The sequence below is a fragment of the Streptomyces turgidiscabies Car8 genome (assembly GCF_000331005.1).
In the GTDB taxonomy this organism is placed as follows: Bacteria; Actinomycetota; Actinomycetes; order Streptomycetales; family Streptomycetaceae; genus Streptomyces; species Streptomyces turgidiscabies.
Window position 1 is genome coordinate 1 of sequence record NZ_AEJB01000664.1, and the last position, 15,725, is coordinate 15,725.

Annotated in this window: 11 protein-coding genes and 1 tRNA gene; 11 read left to right on the forward strand and 1 reads right to left on the reverse strand. The window is 66.1% G+C overall.

Translation table 11 applies throughout. The features are described 5' to 3' along the window. Positions 1-7: 7 nt before the first annotated feature. Positions 8-1,234: a pyridoxal phosphate-dependent aminotransferase gene (locus STRTUCAR8_RS46425; RefSeq protein ID WP_044474074.1), complete on the reverse strand. Its 1,227-nt coding sequence runs from the start codon at positions 1,232-1,234 to the stop codon at positions 8-10. A gap of 294 nt (positions 1,235-1,528) precedes the next feature. Here STRTUCAR8_RS46425 and STRTUCAR8_RS46430 point away from each other — a divergent pair. The 11 genes from STRTUCAR8_RS46430 (at position 1,529) to STRTUCAR8_RS46480 (ending at position 15,694) form a co-directional block, all read left to right on the forward strand. Further along, positions 1,529-1,601 (forward strand) — tRNA-Trp (locus STRTUCAR8_RS46430). A gap of 109 nt (positions 1,602-1,710) precedes the next feature. Then, entirely contained in the window at positions 1,711-1,998 is a 288-nt protein-coding gene (secE, locus tag STRTUCAR8_RS46435; protein ID WP_006383475.1) for a preprotein translocase subunit SecE, read from the forward strand. A gap of 77 nt (positions 1,999-2,075) precedes the next feature. Next, positions 2,076-2,972: a transcription termination/antitermination protein NusG gene (nusG, locus tag STRTUCAR8_RS46440; protein ID WP_006383478.1), complete on the forward strand. Its 897-nt coding sequence runs from the start codon at positions 2,076-2,078 to the stop codon at positions 2,970-2,972. Between the two features lie 159 nt (positions 2,973-3,131). Continuing rightward, positions 3,132-3,566, forward strand: a complete 435-nt coding sequence (gene rplK, locus STRTUCAR8_RS46445; protein WP_006383482.1) for a 50S ribosomal protein L11 — start codon at positions 3,132-3,134, stop codon at positions 3,564-3,566. 82 nt (positions 3,567-3,648) lie between these two features. Beyond that, positions 3,649-4,374, forward strand: coding sequence for a 50S ribosomal protein L1 (rplA, locus tag STRTUCAR8_RS46450; protein ID WP_006383486.1), 726 nt, complete (start codon positions 3,649-3,651; stop codon positions 4,372-4,374). 134 nt (positions 4,375-4,508) lie between these two features. Next, positions 4,509-5,417, forward strand: coding sequence for an SCO4651 family lipoprotein (locus tag STRTUCAR8_RS46455; protein ID WP_044474075.1), 909 nt, complete (start codon positions 4,509-4,511; stop codon positions 5,415-5,417). A 57-nt stretch (positions 5,418-5,474) separates the two neighbouring features. After that, positions 5,475-6,314 (forward strand): SCO4651 family lipoprotein, encoded by an 840-nt coding sequence (locus STRTUCAR8_RS46460; protein ID WP_044474073.1) that lies wholly within the window; start codon positions 5,475-5,477, stop codon positions 6,312-6,314. A 285-nt stretch (positions 6,315-6,599) separates the two neighbouring features. Continuing rightward, the gene (gene rplJ / locus STRTUCAR8_RS46465) at positions 6,600-7,130 is read left to right on the forward strand and encodes a 50S ribosomal protein L10 (RefSeq protein ID WP_006383476.1); all 531 of its coding nucleotides are present in this window, start codon (positions 6,600-6,602) and stop codon (positions 7,128-7,130) included. 110 nt (positions 7,131-7,240) lie between these two features. Then, positions 7,241-7,624, forward strand: coding sequence for a 50S ribosomal protein L7/L12 (gene rplL, locus STRTUCAR8_RS46470; RefSeq protein ID WP_006383485.1), 384 nt, complete (start codon positions 7,241-7,243; stop codon positions 7,622-7,624). 593 nt (positions 7,625-8,217) lie between these two features. Further along, complete coding sequence (gene rpoB / locus STRTUCAR8_RS46475; RefSeq protein ID WP_006383481.1) at positions 8,218-11,700, forward strand: DNA-directed RNA polymerase subunit beta; 3,483 nt, start codon at positions 8,218-8,220, stop codon at positions 11,698-11,700. 94 nt (positions 11,701-11,794) lie between these two features. Further along, the gene (locus tag STRTUCAR8_RS46480; protein WP_006383484.1) at positions 11,795-15,694 is read left to right on the forward strand and encodes a DNA-directed RNA polymerase subunit beta'; all 3,900 of its coding nucleotides are present in this window, start codon (positions 11,795-11,797) and stop codon (positions 15,692-15,694) included. Positions 15,695-15,725 lie beyond the last annotated feature (31 nt).

The following is a 15,725-nucleotide window of genomic DNA, read 5'->3' on the forward strand; positions in this document are numbered from 1 at the left end:
AGAGGGTTCAGTCCTTCGCCTCGGCCAGCAGCTTCTGCACGCGGCTGATGCCCTCGACGAGGTCCTCGTCGCCCAGGGCGTACGACAGACGCAGGTAGCCCGGTGTGCCGAACGCCTCACCGGGAACGACGGCCACCTCGACCTCGTCCAGGATCAGGGCGGCCAGCTCGACCGAGTCCTGCGGGCGCTTGCCGCGGATCTCCTTGCCCAGCAGGGCCTTCACCGACGGGTAGACGTAGAAGGCGCCCTCGGGCTCCGGGCAGACCACGCCGTCGATCTCGTTGAGCATGCGCACGATCGTGTGGCGGCGGCGGTCGAAGGCCACGCGCATCTCGGCGACGGCGTCCAGGTTCCCGGAGACGGCGGCGAGGGCGGCGATCTGCGCCACGTTCGACACGTTGGACGTGGCGTGCGACTGCAGGTTGGTCGCGGCCTTGACGACGTCCTTCGGGCCGATGATCCAGCCGACCCGCCAACCGGTCATGGCGTACGTCTTCGCGACGCCGTTGACCACGATGCACTTGTCGCGCAGCTCGGGGAGGATCGCGGGCAGCGAGGTGAACTTCGCGTCGCCGTAGACGAGGTGCTCGTAGATCTCGTCCGTCAGCACCCACAGGCCGTGCTCCACGGCCCAGCGGCCGATCGCCTCGGTGTCCTCGGGGCTGTAGACCGCGCCGGTCGGGTTGGACGGGGAGACGAACAGGACGACCTTCGTCCGCTCGGTGCGGGCCGCCTCCAGCTGCTCCACACTGACCCGGTAGCCGGTGGTCTCGTCTGCGACGACCTCGACCGGGACACCGCCCGCGAGACGGATGGACTCCGGGTACGTGGTCCAGTACGGGGCCGGGACGATGACCTCGTCGCCCGGGTCGAGGATCGCGGCGAACGCCTCGTAGATGGCCTGCTTGCCGCCATTGGTCACCAGGACCTGGGAGGCGTCCACCTCGTAGTCCGAGTCGCGGAGCGTCTTGGCGACGATCGCGGCCTTCAGCTCGGGCAGACCGCCGGCCGGCGTGTAGCGGTGGTACTTCGGGTTGGAGCAGGCCTCAATGGCGGCCTGGACGATGTAGTCCGGGGTGGGGAAGTCCGGCTCACCGGCGCCGAAGCCGATCACCGGGCGCCCGGCGGCCTTCAGGGCCTTGGCCTTGGCGTCCACGGCGAGGGTGGCGGACTCGGAGATCGCGCCGACTCGGGCGGAGACCCGGCGCGCGGTGGAAGGGGTTGCAGCGCTCATGGTGCCCATCGTTTCAGACCGGAAACCTCCCCGGCACACGGGTTTCACCTATTGGTCAGACCGGACCACCGGTGGGCGTTTGAAGTGCGCGGGGACGGGCGGACGGCTGAACATGCGTCCGGATCCGACGCCTGGGCTGGGCGATCTTCCGCCGACAACGGCCCAGCGGGCGCTTTCTGTTCGACGACCGGCTCCGGACCACGTACACTCTCACCTCGTTGGCCTTCACCGGCCCGCGCTTGTCCGGTGCACACCGAGCACCCGGACGAGTACGGTACGTTGGAGTAACCACAAAGGGTCGTAGCTCAATTGGTAGAGCACTGGTCTCCAAAACCAGCGGTTGGGGGTTCAAGTCCCTCCGGCCCTGCTACACACGCCTGTCACCAGGCTGTGTGCGCATGTACGTACTGCAATGCACCGCCGTGCGGCTCGGACCGGGCGCGGCACGGCCACGACCCGGGAACAGGTGAGGACGAATGGCGGACGCCGTGGGCTCCATCGATATGCCTGATGCCCAGGATGAGGCGCCCGAGTCGGACAAGAAGACTCGTAAGGGCGGTAAGCGCGCCAAGAAGGGCCCGCTGAAGCGTCTCGCGGTCTTCTACCGCCAGATCGTCGCGGAGCTCCGCAAGGTCGTCTGGCCGACGCGTAACCAGCTGACGACGTACACGACCGTGGTGATCGTCTTCGTGATCGTCATGATCGGCCTGGTGACTGTGATTGACTTTGGCCTCAACAAAGCCGCCAAGTACGTCTTCGGCTGAGCCAAGAGCGAAGGGCGCCGGGTGCGGCGCCCCTTTCGCATGTTCCACCCACATGTATCCAGGAAGAAGCAGCCACCGTGTCTGACACTGACCCGAACCTGAACGACGCCATCGTGCCGGACGAGTCCGTGGATGACGAGCTCGACATCGTCGAGGGCGTTGACGAGGTCGAGGACGAGGTCGACGCTGCGGACGCCGCCGTGGGAGAGCCCGCCGAGGAAGACGCCATCCACATCGAGGACGATGAGGATGAGGACGGCGCCGAGGCCGACGCCGACGAGGACGAAGAGCTCGTCGAGGACGACGCCGACGCCGAAGCTGCGGCTGAGGAAGCCGAAGAAGAGGCCGCCGAGCCCGTCGACCCCGTCGAGGCCCTCCGCGAGGAACTGCGCACGCTCCCCGGCGAGTGGTACGTCATCCACACGTACGCCGGTTACGAGAACCGTGTGAAGACCAACCTCGAACAGCGTGCCGTCTCCCTGAACGTCGAGGACTTCATCTTCGCGGCCGAGGTGCCGCAGGAAGAGGTCGCGCAGATCAAGAACGGCGAGCGCAAGACGGTTCGCCAGAACAAGCTTCCCGGGTACGTTCTCGTCCGCATGGACCTGACGAACGAGTCCTGGGGCGTCGTCCGCAACACCCCCGGTGTCACCGGCTTCGTGGGCAACGCGTACGACCCGTACCCGCTGACCCTGGACGAGATCGTCAAGATGCTCGCTCCGGAGGCCGAGGAGAAGGCCGCCCGTGAGGCGGCCGAGGCCGAGGGCAGGCCGGCTCCGGCCCGCAAGCTCGAGGTCCAGGTCCTGGACTTCGAGGTCGGCGACTCGGTCACCGTCACCGACGGCCCGTTCGCGACGCTGCAGGCGACCATCAACGAGATCAACGCCGACTCGAAGAAGGTCAAGGGCCTCGTCGAGATCTTCGGCCGCGAGACTCCGGTCGAGCTGTCGTTCGACCAGATCCAGAAGAACTAGTAACGCCACATAGCTTCCGTCCAGGTCAGGTCGGCTCTCGGAGCTGGCCTGACCTGCTCGGTTTCACGCCTCGCCATGATGTCCCTTATCGTGGTGCGGTTGCCCGGCTTCTGTCGGGCACAGCGAAGACCGAAGAAAAACGAAGATAGAGGACCCGGAATGCCTCCCAAGAAGAAGAAGGTCACGGGGCTCATCAAGCTCCAGATCAACGCCGGTGCGGCCAACCCCGCGCCGCCGGTCGGCCCCGCGCTCGGTCAGCACGGCGTCAACATCATGGAGTTCTGCAAGGCCTACAACGCCGCGACCGAGTCGCAGCGTGGCTGGGTGATCCCGGTGGAGATCACGGTCTACGAGGACCGCTCCTTCACCTTCATCACCAAGACGCCGCCGGCCGCGAAGATGATCCTCAAGGCCGCGGGTGTCGAGAAGGGCTCCGGCGAGCCGCACAAGACCAAGGTCGCCAAGATCACCCAGGCGCAGGTCCGTGAGATCGCCACGACCAAGCTTCCCGACCTGAACGCCAACGACCTGGACGCCGCGTCGAAGATCATCGCCGGCACCGCCCGTTCCATGGGCATCACGGTCGAGGGCTGAGCCCCAACCCCGTAAGTCTTGTAGTACGTGGCAGGACCTGCTCGGTCCGTACCACGACTCCTCAGAACACACAGGAGCAGTAGTGAGCAAGCGCAGCAAGTCTCTCCGCGCTGCGGACGCCAAGGTCGACCGGGACAAGCTCTACGCCCCGCTCGAGGCCGTCCGTCTCGCCAAGGAGACCTCCACGAGCAAGTTCGACGGCACCGTCGAGGTCGCCTTCCGCCTGGGTGTCGACCCGCGCAAGGCCGACCAGATGGTCCGTGGCACCGTGAACCTCCCGCACGGCACCGGTAAGACCGCCCGGGTCCTGGTCTTCGCGACCGGTGACCGTGCCGAGGCCGCGACCGCCGCGGGCGCCGACATCGTCGGCTCCGACGAACTGATCGACGAAGTGGCGAAGGGCCGTCTGGACTTCGACGCCGTCGTCGCCACCCCGGACCTCATGGGCAAGGTCGGCCGCCTCGGCCGTGTCCTCGGCCCGCGTGGTCTGATGCCGAACCCGAAGACGGGCACCGTGACCCCGGACGTGGCCAAGGCCGTGACCGAGATCAAGGGCGGCAAGATCGAGTTCCGCGTCGACAAGCACTCGAACCTGCACTTCATCATCGGCAAGACGTCCTTCGAGGACGACAAGCTGGTGGAGAACTACGGCGCCGCGCTGGAGGAGATCCTCCGTCTGAAGCCGTCCGCCGCCAAGGGTCGCTACATCAAGAAGGCCGCCGTCAGCACGACGATCGGCCCCGGCATTCCGGTCGACCCCAACCGCACCCGCAACCTCCTCGTCGAGGAGGACCCGGCCGCCGTCTGAGCCAACGCTCACTCCGGTAGTCGCGCGTTCGCGTTCGTACGACGGGCCCCGCAACCTTTCGAGGTGCGGGGCCCGTTGTCGTACCGAGGGGTTAGCGTGAAGATCACGGGGTGTACGAGGGTGTGGGGGACCGGATGAGTGACAGCGGCGTACGGGGTATACGGGGCCTGCGAGGGGTCCGGCCGGTCGCGGTGACCGCCGCGCTGGTCGTGGCCGGCATGGCCGTGTCGGCGTGCAGTTTCTCCGGGGGATCCGACGACGAGGGCGCCGAGCCGACCCGGAGCGCGGGCCACCTCGACGCCCGTACGGCCGCCGCGCTGCAAGCCGTCGAGAAGGCCACCGACCGGGCCGGTTCCGCCCGGGTCAGCTCCTCCTCCGTCATGGGAGACCTGCTCTCCATGCGGACGGCCGGCGTCCTCGGCTGGGCCGGCGAGCCGGTCGGCAGGCTCAGCATCACCTACACCGGCGGAGAGCTGGCCGAGTCCATGCGGGCGCTCAACAGCTCGTCCATGGAGGCCAGGCTGCTGCCCGACGCGTACTACGCCAAGGTCGGCGACAAGTTCGCCGCCCAGATGCACGGCAAGCACTGGATCAGGTATGCCTACGACGACCTGGCGGACCTGCCGGGCGGCTCGGGGACGTATCTGAAGGACCAGCTGCACAACACCGCCCCCGTCCAGCCGGTCAAGCTGCTGCTGGCCTCCGGCGACGCCCGCAGGGCCGGGACGGAGACGGTGCGCGGAGAACGTACGACGCGCTACTCGGGCACGGTCGAGGTGGCCGCCCTCGCCGACTCGGCCCTCAAGGACCAGCTCGTCCAGGCCGGCGTCACCACCGAGACGGTCGACATCTGGGTCAACGACCAGAACCTGCTGGTCAAGAAGGTCGAGCGGGGCGAACTGGCGAGCGGGCGGATGTCGTCGACGGCGTACTACAGCACGTACGGAGTGCAGGCCTCGGTCGCGGCGCCGGGGGGCGGGGACACGGTGGACTTCAAGGAGCTGCTGGGGAATTCGGAGGCCTCGTCCGCCCCACCGGGTTAGGCTCACGTTCGTTTCTGTGAATCGACCGTGTGTTCACAATGTTCCTTGGGGGGAATCATGGGTGTTTCTTCTGTGCGTGCAGGACGTGTAGGCCTCGCAGTGCTGCTTCTCGGTACCGGCGCTGTCGCCTGTTCCAAGGGCTCCTCGGAGGAGTCGCCGAAGATGACGCCGGCGGCGGCTGTCGCCAAGGCGGCGAAGAACGTGGAGGACATCACCTCCCTCAGCTACCGGATGACCGGCAAGATGCCCGAGGAGGGCCGCGTCAAGGCCGACGCCAAGATGCGCCTCAAGCCCGACGTGGCGATGAGCATGAAGATCACCGCTCTCGACAAGGGCGCCGACGGCACCGCCGAGATCCGGCTCGTCGACAAGGCGATGTTCATAGGCGGGGGCGCTGCCGCCGCCAAGGAGATGGACGGCAAGCGCTGGATCAAGTTCGACATGGCCGCGATGGGCGCCGCCGGTGAGTCCCTCGGGGCCGCGGGGCAGGCCGACAAGAACCCCGCCCAGGAGTCCACCTTCCTCACCGGCTCCAAGGACGTGAAAGAGGTCGGCGAGGAGACCGTGGACGGGGTGAAGACCACCCACTACCAGGGCACGGTCACCCTCGACCAGTTCCGGGCCTCACTCAAGTCCCAGAGCAAGGTGACTCGCGAGCAGCGCGAGAAGAGCCTTGAGCAGTACGAGAAGCTGGGGATCGACAAGTTCACGATGGACATGTGGATCGGTGAGGGCGACGTCACCAAGCAGTTCCGGATGCGCGGCGCGGCCGACAAGGGCCCCCTCGACATGATGATCACCTTCGACGACTTCAACAAGCCGGTGAGCATCGCCGCGCCGCCTGCCAAGGAAGTCGCTGACCTGGCGGAGATGATGAAGGGCGCGCAGGCCGGCTAGGAGCGCCTGAAGGGGCGGATTTGCTTGGCGGGGATGCCCTCACGTACTCTCCTGAAGAAGCCAAAGACCGCTGGTCGTTGCCTTGTCCTCGTAAGAGGGTTCGGTGACCGAAGGATCCGCTGAATTGCGGACGACCCGCGTAGGTGACTGTGGAAGTGCTCCCGGACGGACTCCGCTCACGGATTTCGGTTGGTCGAGCTCACGCCCCGTGCGCCTGCGCCGGGGCGTTTCGTTTTCCCAGTCTCCTTCTGAGCGGTCCTCATCACCCGGAAGGAGGCCACGCTTATGGCAAGGCCCGACAAGGCTGCCGCGGTAGCCGAGCTCGCGGACCAGTTCCGTAGCTCGAACGCCGCTGTGCTGACCGAGTACCGGGGTCTCACCGTGGCGCAGCTCAAGACGCTGCGTCGTTCGCTCGGTGAAGACGCCCAGTACGCCGTGGTGAAGAACACGCTGACCAAGATCGCGGCCAACGAGGCCGGGATCTCGACGCTCGACGACCTGTTCAACGGTCCGACGGCGGTTGCCTTCATCACCGGTGACCCGGTGACGTCGGCGAAGGGTCTTCGTGACTTCGCCAAGGACAACCCGAACCTCGTCATCAAGGGCGGTGTCCTTGACGGTAAGGCGCTGTCCGCCGACGAGATCAAGAAGCTTGCGGACCTCGAGTCCCGCGAGGTTCTGCTCGCCAAGCTGGCGGGCGCCATGAAGGGCAAGCAGTCGCAGACTGCCTCGCTCCTCCAGGCGCTCCCGTCGAAGTTCGTCCGCACCGCGGAAGCGCTTCGCGTCAAGCTGGCCGAGCAGGGCGGTGCCGAGTAATTCGGCTCGCACTCTGACCGTCGCCTGAGGCGGCGGTCGACGCGGGCCGAACGTACGCCCGCCGACACTTACATCGGCACCTGCCGAATTGACTGGAAGGATCGCCCATCATGGCGACGAAGCTGTCCCAGGAAGAGCTGCTCGCGCAGTTCGAGACCCTCACCCTCATCGAGCTCTCCGAGTTCGTGAAGGCCTTCGAGGAGAAGTTCGACGTCACCGCCGCCGCCGCGGTCGCCGCTGCCCCGGCCGGCCCCGCCGCCGTCGCTGACGCCGTCGAGGAGCAGGACGAGTTCGACGTCGTCCTCACCGGCGCCGGCGAGAAGAAGATCCAGGTCATCAAGGTCGTGCGTGAGCTGACCTCCCTGGGTCTCAAGGAGGCCAAGGACCTCGTGGACGGCGCCCCGAAGCCCGTTCTCGAGAAGGTCGCCAAGGAGGCCGCCGAGAAGGCTGCCGAGTCCCTCAAGGCCGCCGGCGCCTCGGTCGAGGTCAAGTAACTCGACTCGCGGTGACACAGGGCTTCTCGTAGCCCTGTAACGCTGACGCAGTGAAGAGCGATCATCCATCTGGGTGGTCGCTCTTCGGCGTTCGAGGGGTCGGGTCGTGGCTGCCTTGCAGGCTCGGTGACGGCGAGTAAGGTGATCTTCGTCGTGCCTCCGAACGCCCCTGATGCTGTGCCGCACGTGACGATGGCAGCACCGGGTTCGGGCTTGGAGGCCTTGACGAACCGCACGGAGCGCGCAATTCTCAGGACGCGTCGTCACAACGATCCGAATCCGAGGCATGGATCGGTGGCGAAGAGGGCAGTATCGATGTGCATCGAGGGCGTGGCTTGCAGCAGGGGTTGAGAGCAACGAGGGTCTTCAAAAACCCGCACTGGACATCAGTGGGCCTAGTGGCTACACTGACCCTTTGCGCTGCCTGTTAGCTGCCTCCTGCCCGTCACCAGGGGCATGCCCTCGCTTGAGCATCGACGATCGGACCTTTTCCGACCTGGCCTTTTCCGGCTGGTCGTGGAGTGCCCGTCTCTGTGCCCCTGTGGGGGGCCGGTACGCGCGTAGTGAGTCCGAGCCCTCGGAAGGACCCCCTCTTGGCCGCCTCGCGCACTGCCTCCGCGAATACGAACCATGGCGCCAGCACTGCCCCGCTGCGCATCTCTTTTGCAAAGATCAAGGAGCCCCTCGAGGTTCCGAACCTTCTTGCGCTGCAAACCGAGAGCTTCGACTGGCTGCTCGGTAACGCCGCATGGAAGGCTCGTGTCGAGGCGGCTCTCGACAGCGGACAGGACGTCCCCACCAAGTCCGGTCTGGAGGAGATCTTCGAGGAGATCTCCCCGATCGAGGACTTCTCCGGGTCGATGTCCCTGACGTTCCGCGACCACCGTTTCGAGCCTCCGAAGAACTCGATCGACGAGTGCAAGGACCGCGACTTCACGTACTCCGCGCCCCTCTTCGTCACCGCCGAGTTCACCAACAACGAGACCGGCGAGATCAAGTCCCAGACGGTCTTCATGGGCGACTTCCCGCTCATGACCAACAAGGGCACCTTCGTCATCAACGGCACCGAGCGTGTCGTCGTGTCGCAGCTGGTCCGCTCGCCGGGTGTCTACTTCGACTCCTCCATCGACAAGACGTCCGACAAGGACATCTTCGCGTCCAAGGTGATCCCCTCCCGGGGTGCCTGGCTCGAGATGGAGATCGACAAGCGCGACATGGTCGGTGTCCGCATCGACCGCAAGCGCAAGCAGTCCGTCACCGTCCTCCTCAAGGCTCTCGGCTGGACGACCGAGCAGATCCTCGAGGAGTTCGGCGAGTACGAGTCGATGCGCGCCACCCTGGAGAAGGACCACACCCAGGGCCAGGACGACGCGCTGCTCGACATCTACCGCAAGCTCCGTCCTGGCGAGCCGCCGACCCGTGAGGCCGCGCAGACGCTTCTGGAGAACCTCTACTTCAACCCGAAGCGTTATGACCTCGCCAAGGTCGGCCGTTACAAGGTCAACAAGAAGCTGGGTGGCGAGGCCCCGCTGAACGCCGGTGTGCTGACCGTCGAGGACATCATCTCGACGATCAAGTACCTGGTGAAGCTGCACGCCGGTGAGACCGAGACCGTTGGCGACAACGGCACGACGATCGTCGTCGAGACCGACGACATCGACCACTTCGGCAACCGTCGTCTGCGCAACGTCGGCGAGCTCATCCAGAACCAGGTCCGTACGGGTCTGGCGCGTATGGAGCGTGTCGTCCGCGAGCGCATGACGACTCAGGACGTCGAGGCGATCACGCCGCAGACCCTGATCAACATCCGGCCGGTCGTCGCCTCCATCAAGGAGTTCTTCGGCACCAGCCAGCTGTCGCAGTTCATGGACCAGAACAACCCGCTGTCGGGTCTCACCCACAAGCGCCGTCTGTCGGCTCTTGGCCCGGGTGGTCTCTCCCGTGAGCGGGCCGGCTTCGAGGTCCGTGACGTGCACCCCTCGCACTACGGCCGCATGTGCCCGATCGAGACCCCTGAAGGCCCGAACATCGGTCTGATCGGCTCGCTCGCCTCCTACGGCCGGGTCAACGCCTTCGGCTTCGTCGAGACCCCGTACCGCAAGGTCGTCGAGGGTGTCGTCACCGACGACGTCGACTACCTCACGGCCGACGAAGAGGACCGGTTCGTGATCGCCCAGGCGAACGCGATCCTGTCCGAGGACATGCGCTTCGAGGAGTCCCGCGTTCTCGTCCGCCGCCGTGGCGGCGAGATCGACTACATCCCCGGCGACGACGTCGACTACATGGACGTCTCCCCGCGCCAGATGGTGTCCGTCGCGACCGCGATGATCCCCTTCCTGGAGCACGACGACGCCAACCGTGCCCTCATGGGCGCGAACATGATGCGCCAGGCCGTGCCGCTGATCACCGCCGAGGCTCCCCTCGTCGGTACGGGCATGGAGTACCGCTGCGCCGTCGACGCCGGCGACGTCATCAAGGCCGAGAAGGCGGGTGTGGTCCAGGAGGTCTCCGCGGACTACGTCACCGTCGCCAACGACGACGGTACGTACACCACGTACCGCATCGCGAAGTTCTCGCGCTCCAACCAGGGCACCTCGGTCAACCAGAAGGTTGTCGTCAACGAGGGCGACCGGGTCATCGAGCACCAGGTGCTCGCCGACGGTCCGGCCACCCAGGAAGGCGAGATGGCGCTGGGCAAGAACCTGCTCGTCGCCTTCATGCCGTGGGAGGGTCACAACTACGAGGACGCGATCATCCTGTCGCAGCGCCTCGTGCAGGACGACGTCCTCTCCTCGATCCACATCGAGGAGCACGAGGTCGACGCCCGTGACACCAAGCTCGGCCCCGAGGAGATCACCCGGGACATCCCGAACGTCTCCGAGGAGGTCCTCGCCGACCTCGACGAGCGCGGCATCATCCGCATCGGTGCCGAGGTCGTCGCCGGCGACATCCTCGTCGGCAAGGTCACGCCCAAGGGTGAGACCGAGCTGACCCCCGAGGAGCGCCTGCTCCGCGCGATCTTCGGTGAGAAGGCGCGCGAAGTGCGCGACACCTCGCTGAAGGTGCCGCACGGTGAGATCGGCAAGGTCATCGGCGTCCGCGTCTTCGACCGTGAGGAGGGCGACGAGCTGCCGCCGGGCGTGAACCAGCTGGTTCGGGTCTACGTGGCGCAGAAGCGCAAGATCACGGACGGTGACAAGCTCGCCGGCCGCCACGGCAACAAGGGTGTTATCTCGAAGATCCTTCCGATCGAGGACATGCCGTTCCTCGAGGACGGGACTCCGGTCGACATCATCCTCAACCCGCTGGGTGTGCCGTCCCGAATGAACCCGGGACAGGTGCTGGAGATCCACCTCGGCTGGCTCGCCAGCCGCGGCTGGGACGTCTCCGGCCTCGCGGACGACTGGGCGCAGCGGCTCCAGGCCATCGAGGCCGACGTCGTCGCCCCCGGCACCAACGTCGCCACCCCCGTCTTCGACGGTGCGCGTGAGGACGAGCTGGCCGGTCTGCTGAACCACACGATCCCGAACCGCGACGGATCGCGCATGGTGCTCCCGACCGGTAAGGCGCCGCTGTTCGACGGCCGTTCCGGAGAGCCGTTCCCGGAGCCCGTCTCCGTCGGCTACATGTACATCCTCAAGCTCCACCACCTGGTCGACGACAAGCTCCACGCCCGTTCGACCGGTCCGTACTCGATGATCACCCAGCAGCCGCTGGGTGGTAAGGCCCAGTTCGGTGGCCAGCGATTCGGTGAGATGGAGGTGTGGGCGCTGGAGGCATACGGCGCCGCGTACGCCCTCCAGGAGTTGCTGACCATCAAGTCCGACGACGTGACCGGCCGCGTGAAGGTCTACGAGGCCATCGTCAAGGGCGAGAACATCCCCGAGCCCGGCATCCCCGAGTCCTTCAAGGTGCTCATCAAGGAGATGCAGTCTCTCTGCCTCAACGTGGAGGTGCTGTCCAGTGACGGTATGTCCATCGAAATGCGTGACACCGACGAGGACGTCTTCCGCGCGGCGGAGGAACTCGGCATCGACCTGTCCCGGCGTGAGCCGAGCAGCGTCGAAGAGGTCTGACGGGAGTTCGGAGGCCTTCGTGACGAAGGCCTCCGGCCCCAGGACCCCCGTATCAGACCCCATGACTTACAACCCTGAGAGGGATTGACGCATAGTGCTCGACGTCAACTTCTTCGACGAGCTCCGGATCGGTCTGGCCACCGCTGACGACATCCGTCAGTGGAGCCACGGCGAGGTCAAGAAGCCCGAGACGATCAACTACCGCACGCTCAAGCCCGAAAAGGACGGACTCTTCTGCGAGAAGATCTTCGGTCCGACCCGGGACTGGGAGTGCTACTGCGGCAAGTACAAGCGCGTCCGCTTCAAGGGCATCATCTGTGAGCGCTGTGGCGTCGAGGTCACTCGCGCCAAGGTGCGTCGTGAGCGGATGGGCCACATCGAGCTCGCCGCTCCCGTCACCCACATCTGGTACTTCAAGGGCGTTCCGTCGCGTCTTGGCTACCTGCTCGACCTCGCCCCGAAGGACCTCGAGAAGGTCATCTACTTCGCGGCGTACATGATCACGTACGTCGACGACGAGCGCCGTACGCGTGACCTGCCCTCCCTGGAGGCGCACGTCTCCGTCGAGCGGCAGCAGGTCGAGAACCGCCGTGACTCCGACCTCGAAGCCCGCGCCAAGAAGCTGGAAAGCGACCTGGCCGAGCTGGAGGCCGAGGGCGCCAAGGCCGACGTACGCCGCAAGGTGCGCGAAGGTGCCGAGCGTGAGATGAAGCAGCTGCGGGACCGTTCGCAGCGCGAGATCGACCGTCTCGACGAGGTGTGGACCCGGTTCAAGAACCTCAAGGTCCAGGACCTGGAGGGCGACGAGCTGCTCTACCGCGAGCTGCGCGACCGCTTCGGGACCTACTTCGACGGTTCGATGGGTGCCGCGGCGCTGCAGAAGCGCCTGGAGTCCTTCGACCTGGAGGAGGAGGCCGAGCGCCTCCGCGAGATCATCCGTACCGGCAAGGGCCAGAAGAAGACCCGTGCGCTGAAGCGGCTGAAGGTCGTGTCTGCGTTCCTGCAGACCTCCAACAGCCCCAAGGGCATGGTTCTCGACTGCGTCCCGGTCATCCCGCCGGACCTCCGCCCGATGGTGCAGCTGGACGGTGGCCGCTTCGCGACCTCCGACCTGAACGACCTGTACCGCCGTGTGATCAACCGGAACAACCGTCTGAAGCGGCTTCTCGACCTCGGTGCTCCCGAGATCATCGTGAACAACGAGAAGCGCATGCTCCAGGAGGCCGTCGACGCGCTGTTCGACAACGGTCGTCGTGGCCGTCCGGTCACCGGTCCCGGTAACCGCCCGCTGAAGTCCCTCAGCGACATGCTGAAGGGCAAGCAGGGTCGATTCCGTCAGAACCTGCTCGGCAAGCGTGTGGACTACTCCGCGCGTTCCGTGATCGTCGTCGGTCCGCAGCTGAAGCTGCACCAGTGCGGTCTGCCGAAGGCGATGGCGCTGGAGCTCTTCAAGCCGTTCGTGATGAAGCGGCTCGTGGACCTCAACCACGCGCAGAACATCAAGAGCGCCAAGCGCATGGTCGAGCGCGGCCGCACCGTCGTGTACGACGTCCTCGAAGAGGTCATCGCCGAGCACCCGGTGCTGCTGAACCGTGCGCCCACGCTGCACCGCCTCGGCATCCAGGCCTTCGAGCCGCAGCTCGTCGAGGGCAAGGCCATCCAGATCCACCCGCTCGTCTGCACCGCATTCAACGCGGACTTCGACGGTGACCAGATGGCCGTCCACCTGCCGCTCTCCGCGGAGGCGCAGGCCGAGGCCCGCATCCTGATGCTGTCCTCGAACAACATCCTCAAGCCCGCCGACGGCCGTCCGGTGACGATGCCGACCCAGGACATGGTCCTCGGTCTGTTCTTCCTCACCACCGACGGTGAACTGCGTGACGTCAAGGGCGAGGGCCGTGCGTTCGGCTCCACCGCCGAGGCGACCATGGCGTTCGACAACGGTGAGCTCGCGCTGCAGTCGGCGATCGACATCCGCTTCCCGGTGGGCACCATCCCGCCGCGTGGCTGGACCCCACCGGCCCGTGAGGAGAACGAGCCCGAGTGGCAGCAGGGGGACACCTTCCGCCTGCGTACCACCCTGGGCCGCGCGCTCTTCAACGAGCTGCTGCCCGAGGACTACCCGTTCGTCGACTACTCGGTGGGCAAGAAGCAGCTGGGCGAGATCGTCAACGACCTCGCCGAGCGCTACCCCAAGGTCATCGTGGCGGCGACGCTCGACAACCTGAAGGCGGCGGGCTTCTACTGGGGCACGCGCTCCGGTGTCACCGTGGCCATTTCCGACGTCGTCGTGCCCGAGGCCAAGAAGGCCATCGTCAAGGGCTACGAGGAGCTGGACGAGAAGGTCCAGAAGCAGTACGAGCGCGGTCTGATCACCAAGGACGAGCGCACGCAGGAGCTCATCGCGATCTGGACCAAGGCGACCAACGAGGTTGCCGAGGCGATGAACGCGAACTTCCCCAAGACGAACCCCATCTTCATGATGGTTGACTCGGGTGCCCGAGGAAACATGATGCAGATGCGTCAGATCGCCGGTATGCGTGGTCTGGTGTCGAACGCGAAGAACGAGACGATCCCGCGTCCGATCAAGGCGTCCTTCCGTGAGGGCCTGTCGGTGCTGGAGTACTTCATCTCCACCCACGGTGCCCGTAAGGGTCTCGCGGACACCGCCCTGCGTACCGCCGACTCGGGTTACCTCACCCGTCGTCTGGTGGACGTCTCGCAGGACGTCATCATCCGCGAGGAGGACTGCGGCACCGACCGTGGCCTCAAGCTGGCGATCGCCGAGCGTGGCGACGACGGCGTGCTGCGCAAGACCGAGAACGTCGAGACGTCGGTGTACGCCCGTGCGCTGGCCGAGGACATCACCCTCGACGGACGTGTGCTGGCCCCGGCCAACACCGACCTGGGTGACGTGCTCATCGACGAGCTGGTCAGGCACGGCGTCGAGGAGGTCAAGACCCGCTCGGTCCTGACCTGCGAGTCCGCCGTCGGTACCTGCGCCATGTGCTACGGCCGTTCGCTGGCCACCGGCAAGCTGGTCGACATCGGTGAGGCGGTCGGCATCATCGCCGCCCAGTCCATCGGTGAGCCCGGTACCCAGCTGACGATGCGTACCTTCCACACCGGTGGTGTGGCCGGTGACGACATCACCCAGGGTCTGCCCCGTGTCGTCGAGCTCTTCGAGGCTCGTACGCCCAAGGGTGTCGCCCCGATCTCGGAGGCGGCCGGCCGCGTCCGTATCGAGGAGACCGAGAAGACCAAGAAGCTCGTCATCACCCCGGACGACGGCAGCGAGGAGACGGCGTTCCCGATCTCCAAGCGCGCCAAGGTCATGGTGCGTGAGGGTGACCACGTCGAGGTGGGCCAGAAGCTCACCTTCGGTGCCACCAACCCGCACGACGTGCTGCGGATCCTCGGTCAGCGCGCGGTCCAGGTCCACCTGGTCGGCGAAGTCCAGAAGGTCTACAACTCGCAGGGTGTGTCGATCCACGACAAGCACATCGAGATCATCATCCGGCAGATGCTCCGCCGCGTGACGATCATCGAGTCCGGCGACGCCGAGCTGCTGCCCGGCGAGCTGGTCGAGCGTGGCAAGTTCGAGACCGAGAACCGTCGTGTGGTCCAGGAAGGCGGCCACCCGGCCTCCGGCCGTCCGCAGCTGATGGGTATCACCAAGGCCTCGCTGGCGACGGAGTCCTGGCTGTCGGCCGCCTCCTTCCAGGAGACGACCCGAGTCCTGACGGATGCGGCGATCAACGCCAAGTCCGACAGCCTCATCGGCCTCAAGGAGAACGTCATCATCGGTAAGCTCATCCCGGCCGGTACGGGTCTGTCCCGCTACCGCAACATCCGGGTCGAGCCGACCGAGGAGGCCAAGGCCGCGATGTACTCGGCCGTCGGCTACGACGACATCGACTACTCGCCGTTCGGCACGGGCTCCGGCCAGGCCGTTCCGCTGGAGGACTACGACTACGGGCCCTACAACCAGTAGGCAGTACGTAGTGGGTAGTAAGCGGTAGTTG

Excerpts from the sequence above, each read along its gene's own strand:
- rplL (WP_006383485.1), top strand. The coding sequence starts at position 7,241 with ATGGCGACGAAGCTGTCCCAGGAAGAGCTGCTCGCGCAGTTCGAGACC.
- rplK (WP_006383482.1), top strand. The coding sequence starts at position 3,132 with ATGCCTCCCAAGAAGAAGAAGGTCACGGGGCTCATCAAGCTCCAGATC.
- STRTUCAR8_RS46460 (WP_044474073.1), top strand. The coding sequence starts at position 5,475 with ATGGGTGTTTCTTCTGTGCGTGCAGGACGTGTAGGCCTCGCAGTGCTG.
- STRTUCAR8_RS46425 (WP_044474074.1), bottom strand. The coding sequence starts at position 1,234 with ATGAGCGCTGCAACCCCTTCCACCGCGCGCCGGGTCTCCGCCCGAGTC.
- rplJ (WP_006383476.1), top strand. The coding sequence starts at position 6,600 with ATGGCAAGGCCCGACAAGGCTGCCGCGGTAGCCGAGCTCGCGGACCAG.
- secE (WP_006383475.1), top strand. The coding sequence starts at position 1,711 with ATGGCGGACGCCGTGGGCTCCATCGATATGCCTGATGCCCAGGATGAG.
- STRTUCAR8_RS46455 (WP_044474075.1), top strand. The coding sequence starts at position 4,509 with ATGAGTGACAGCGGCGTACGGGGTATACGGGGCCTGCGAGGGGTCCGG.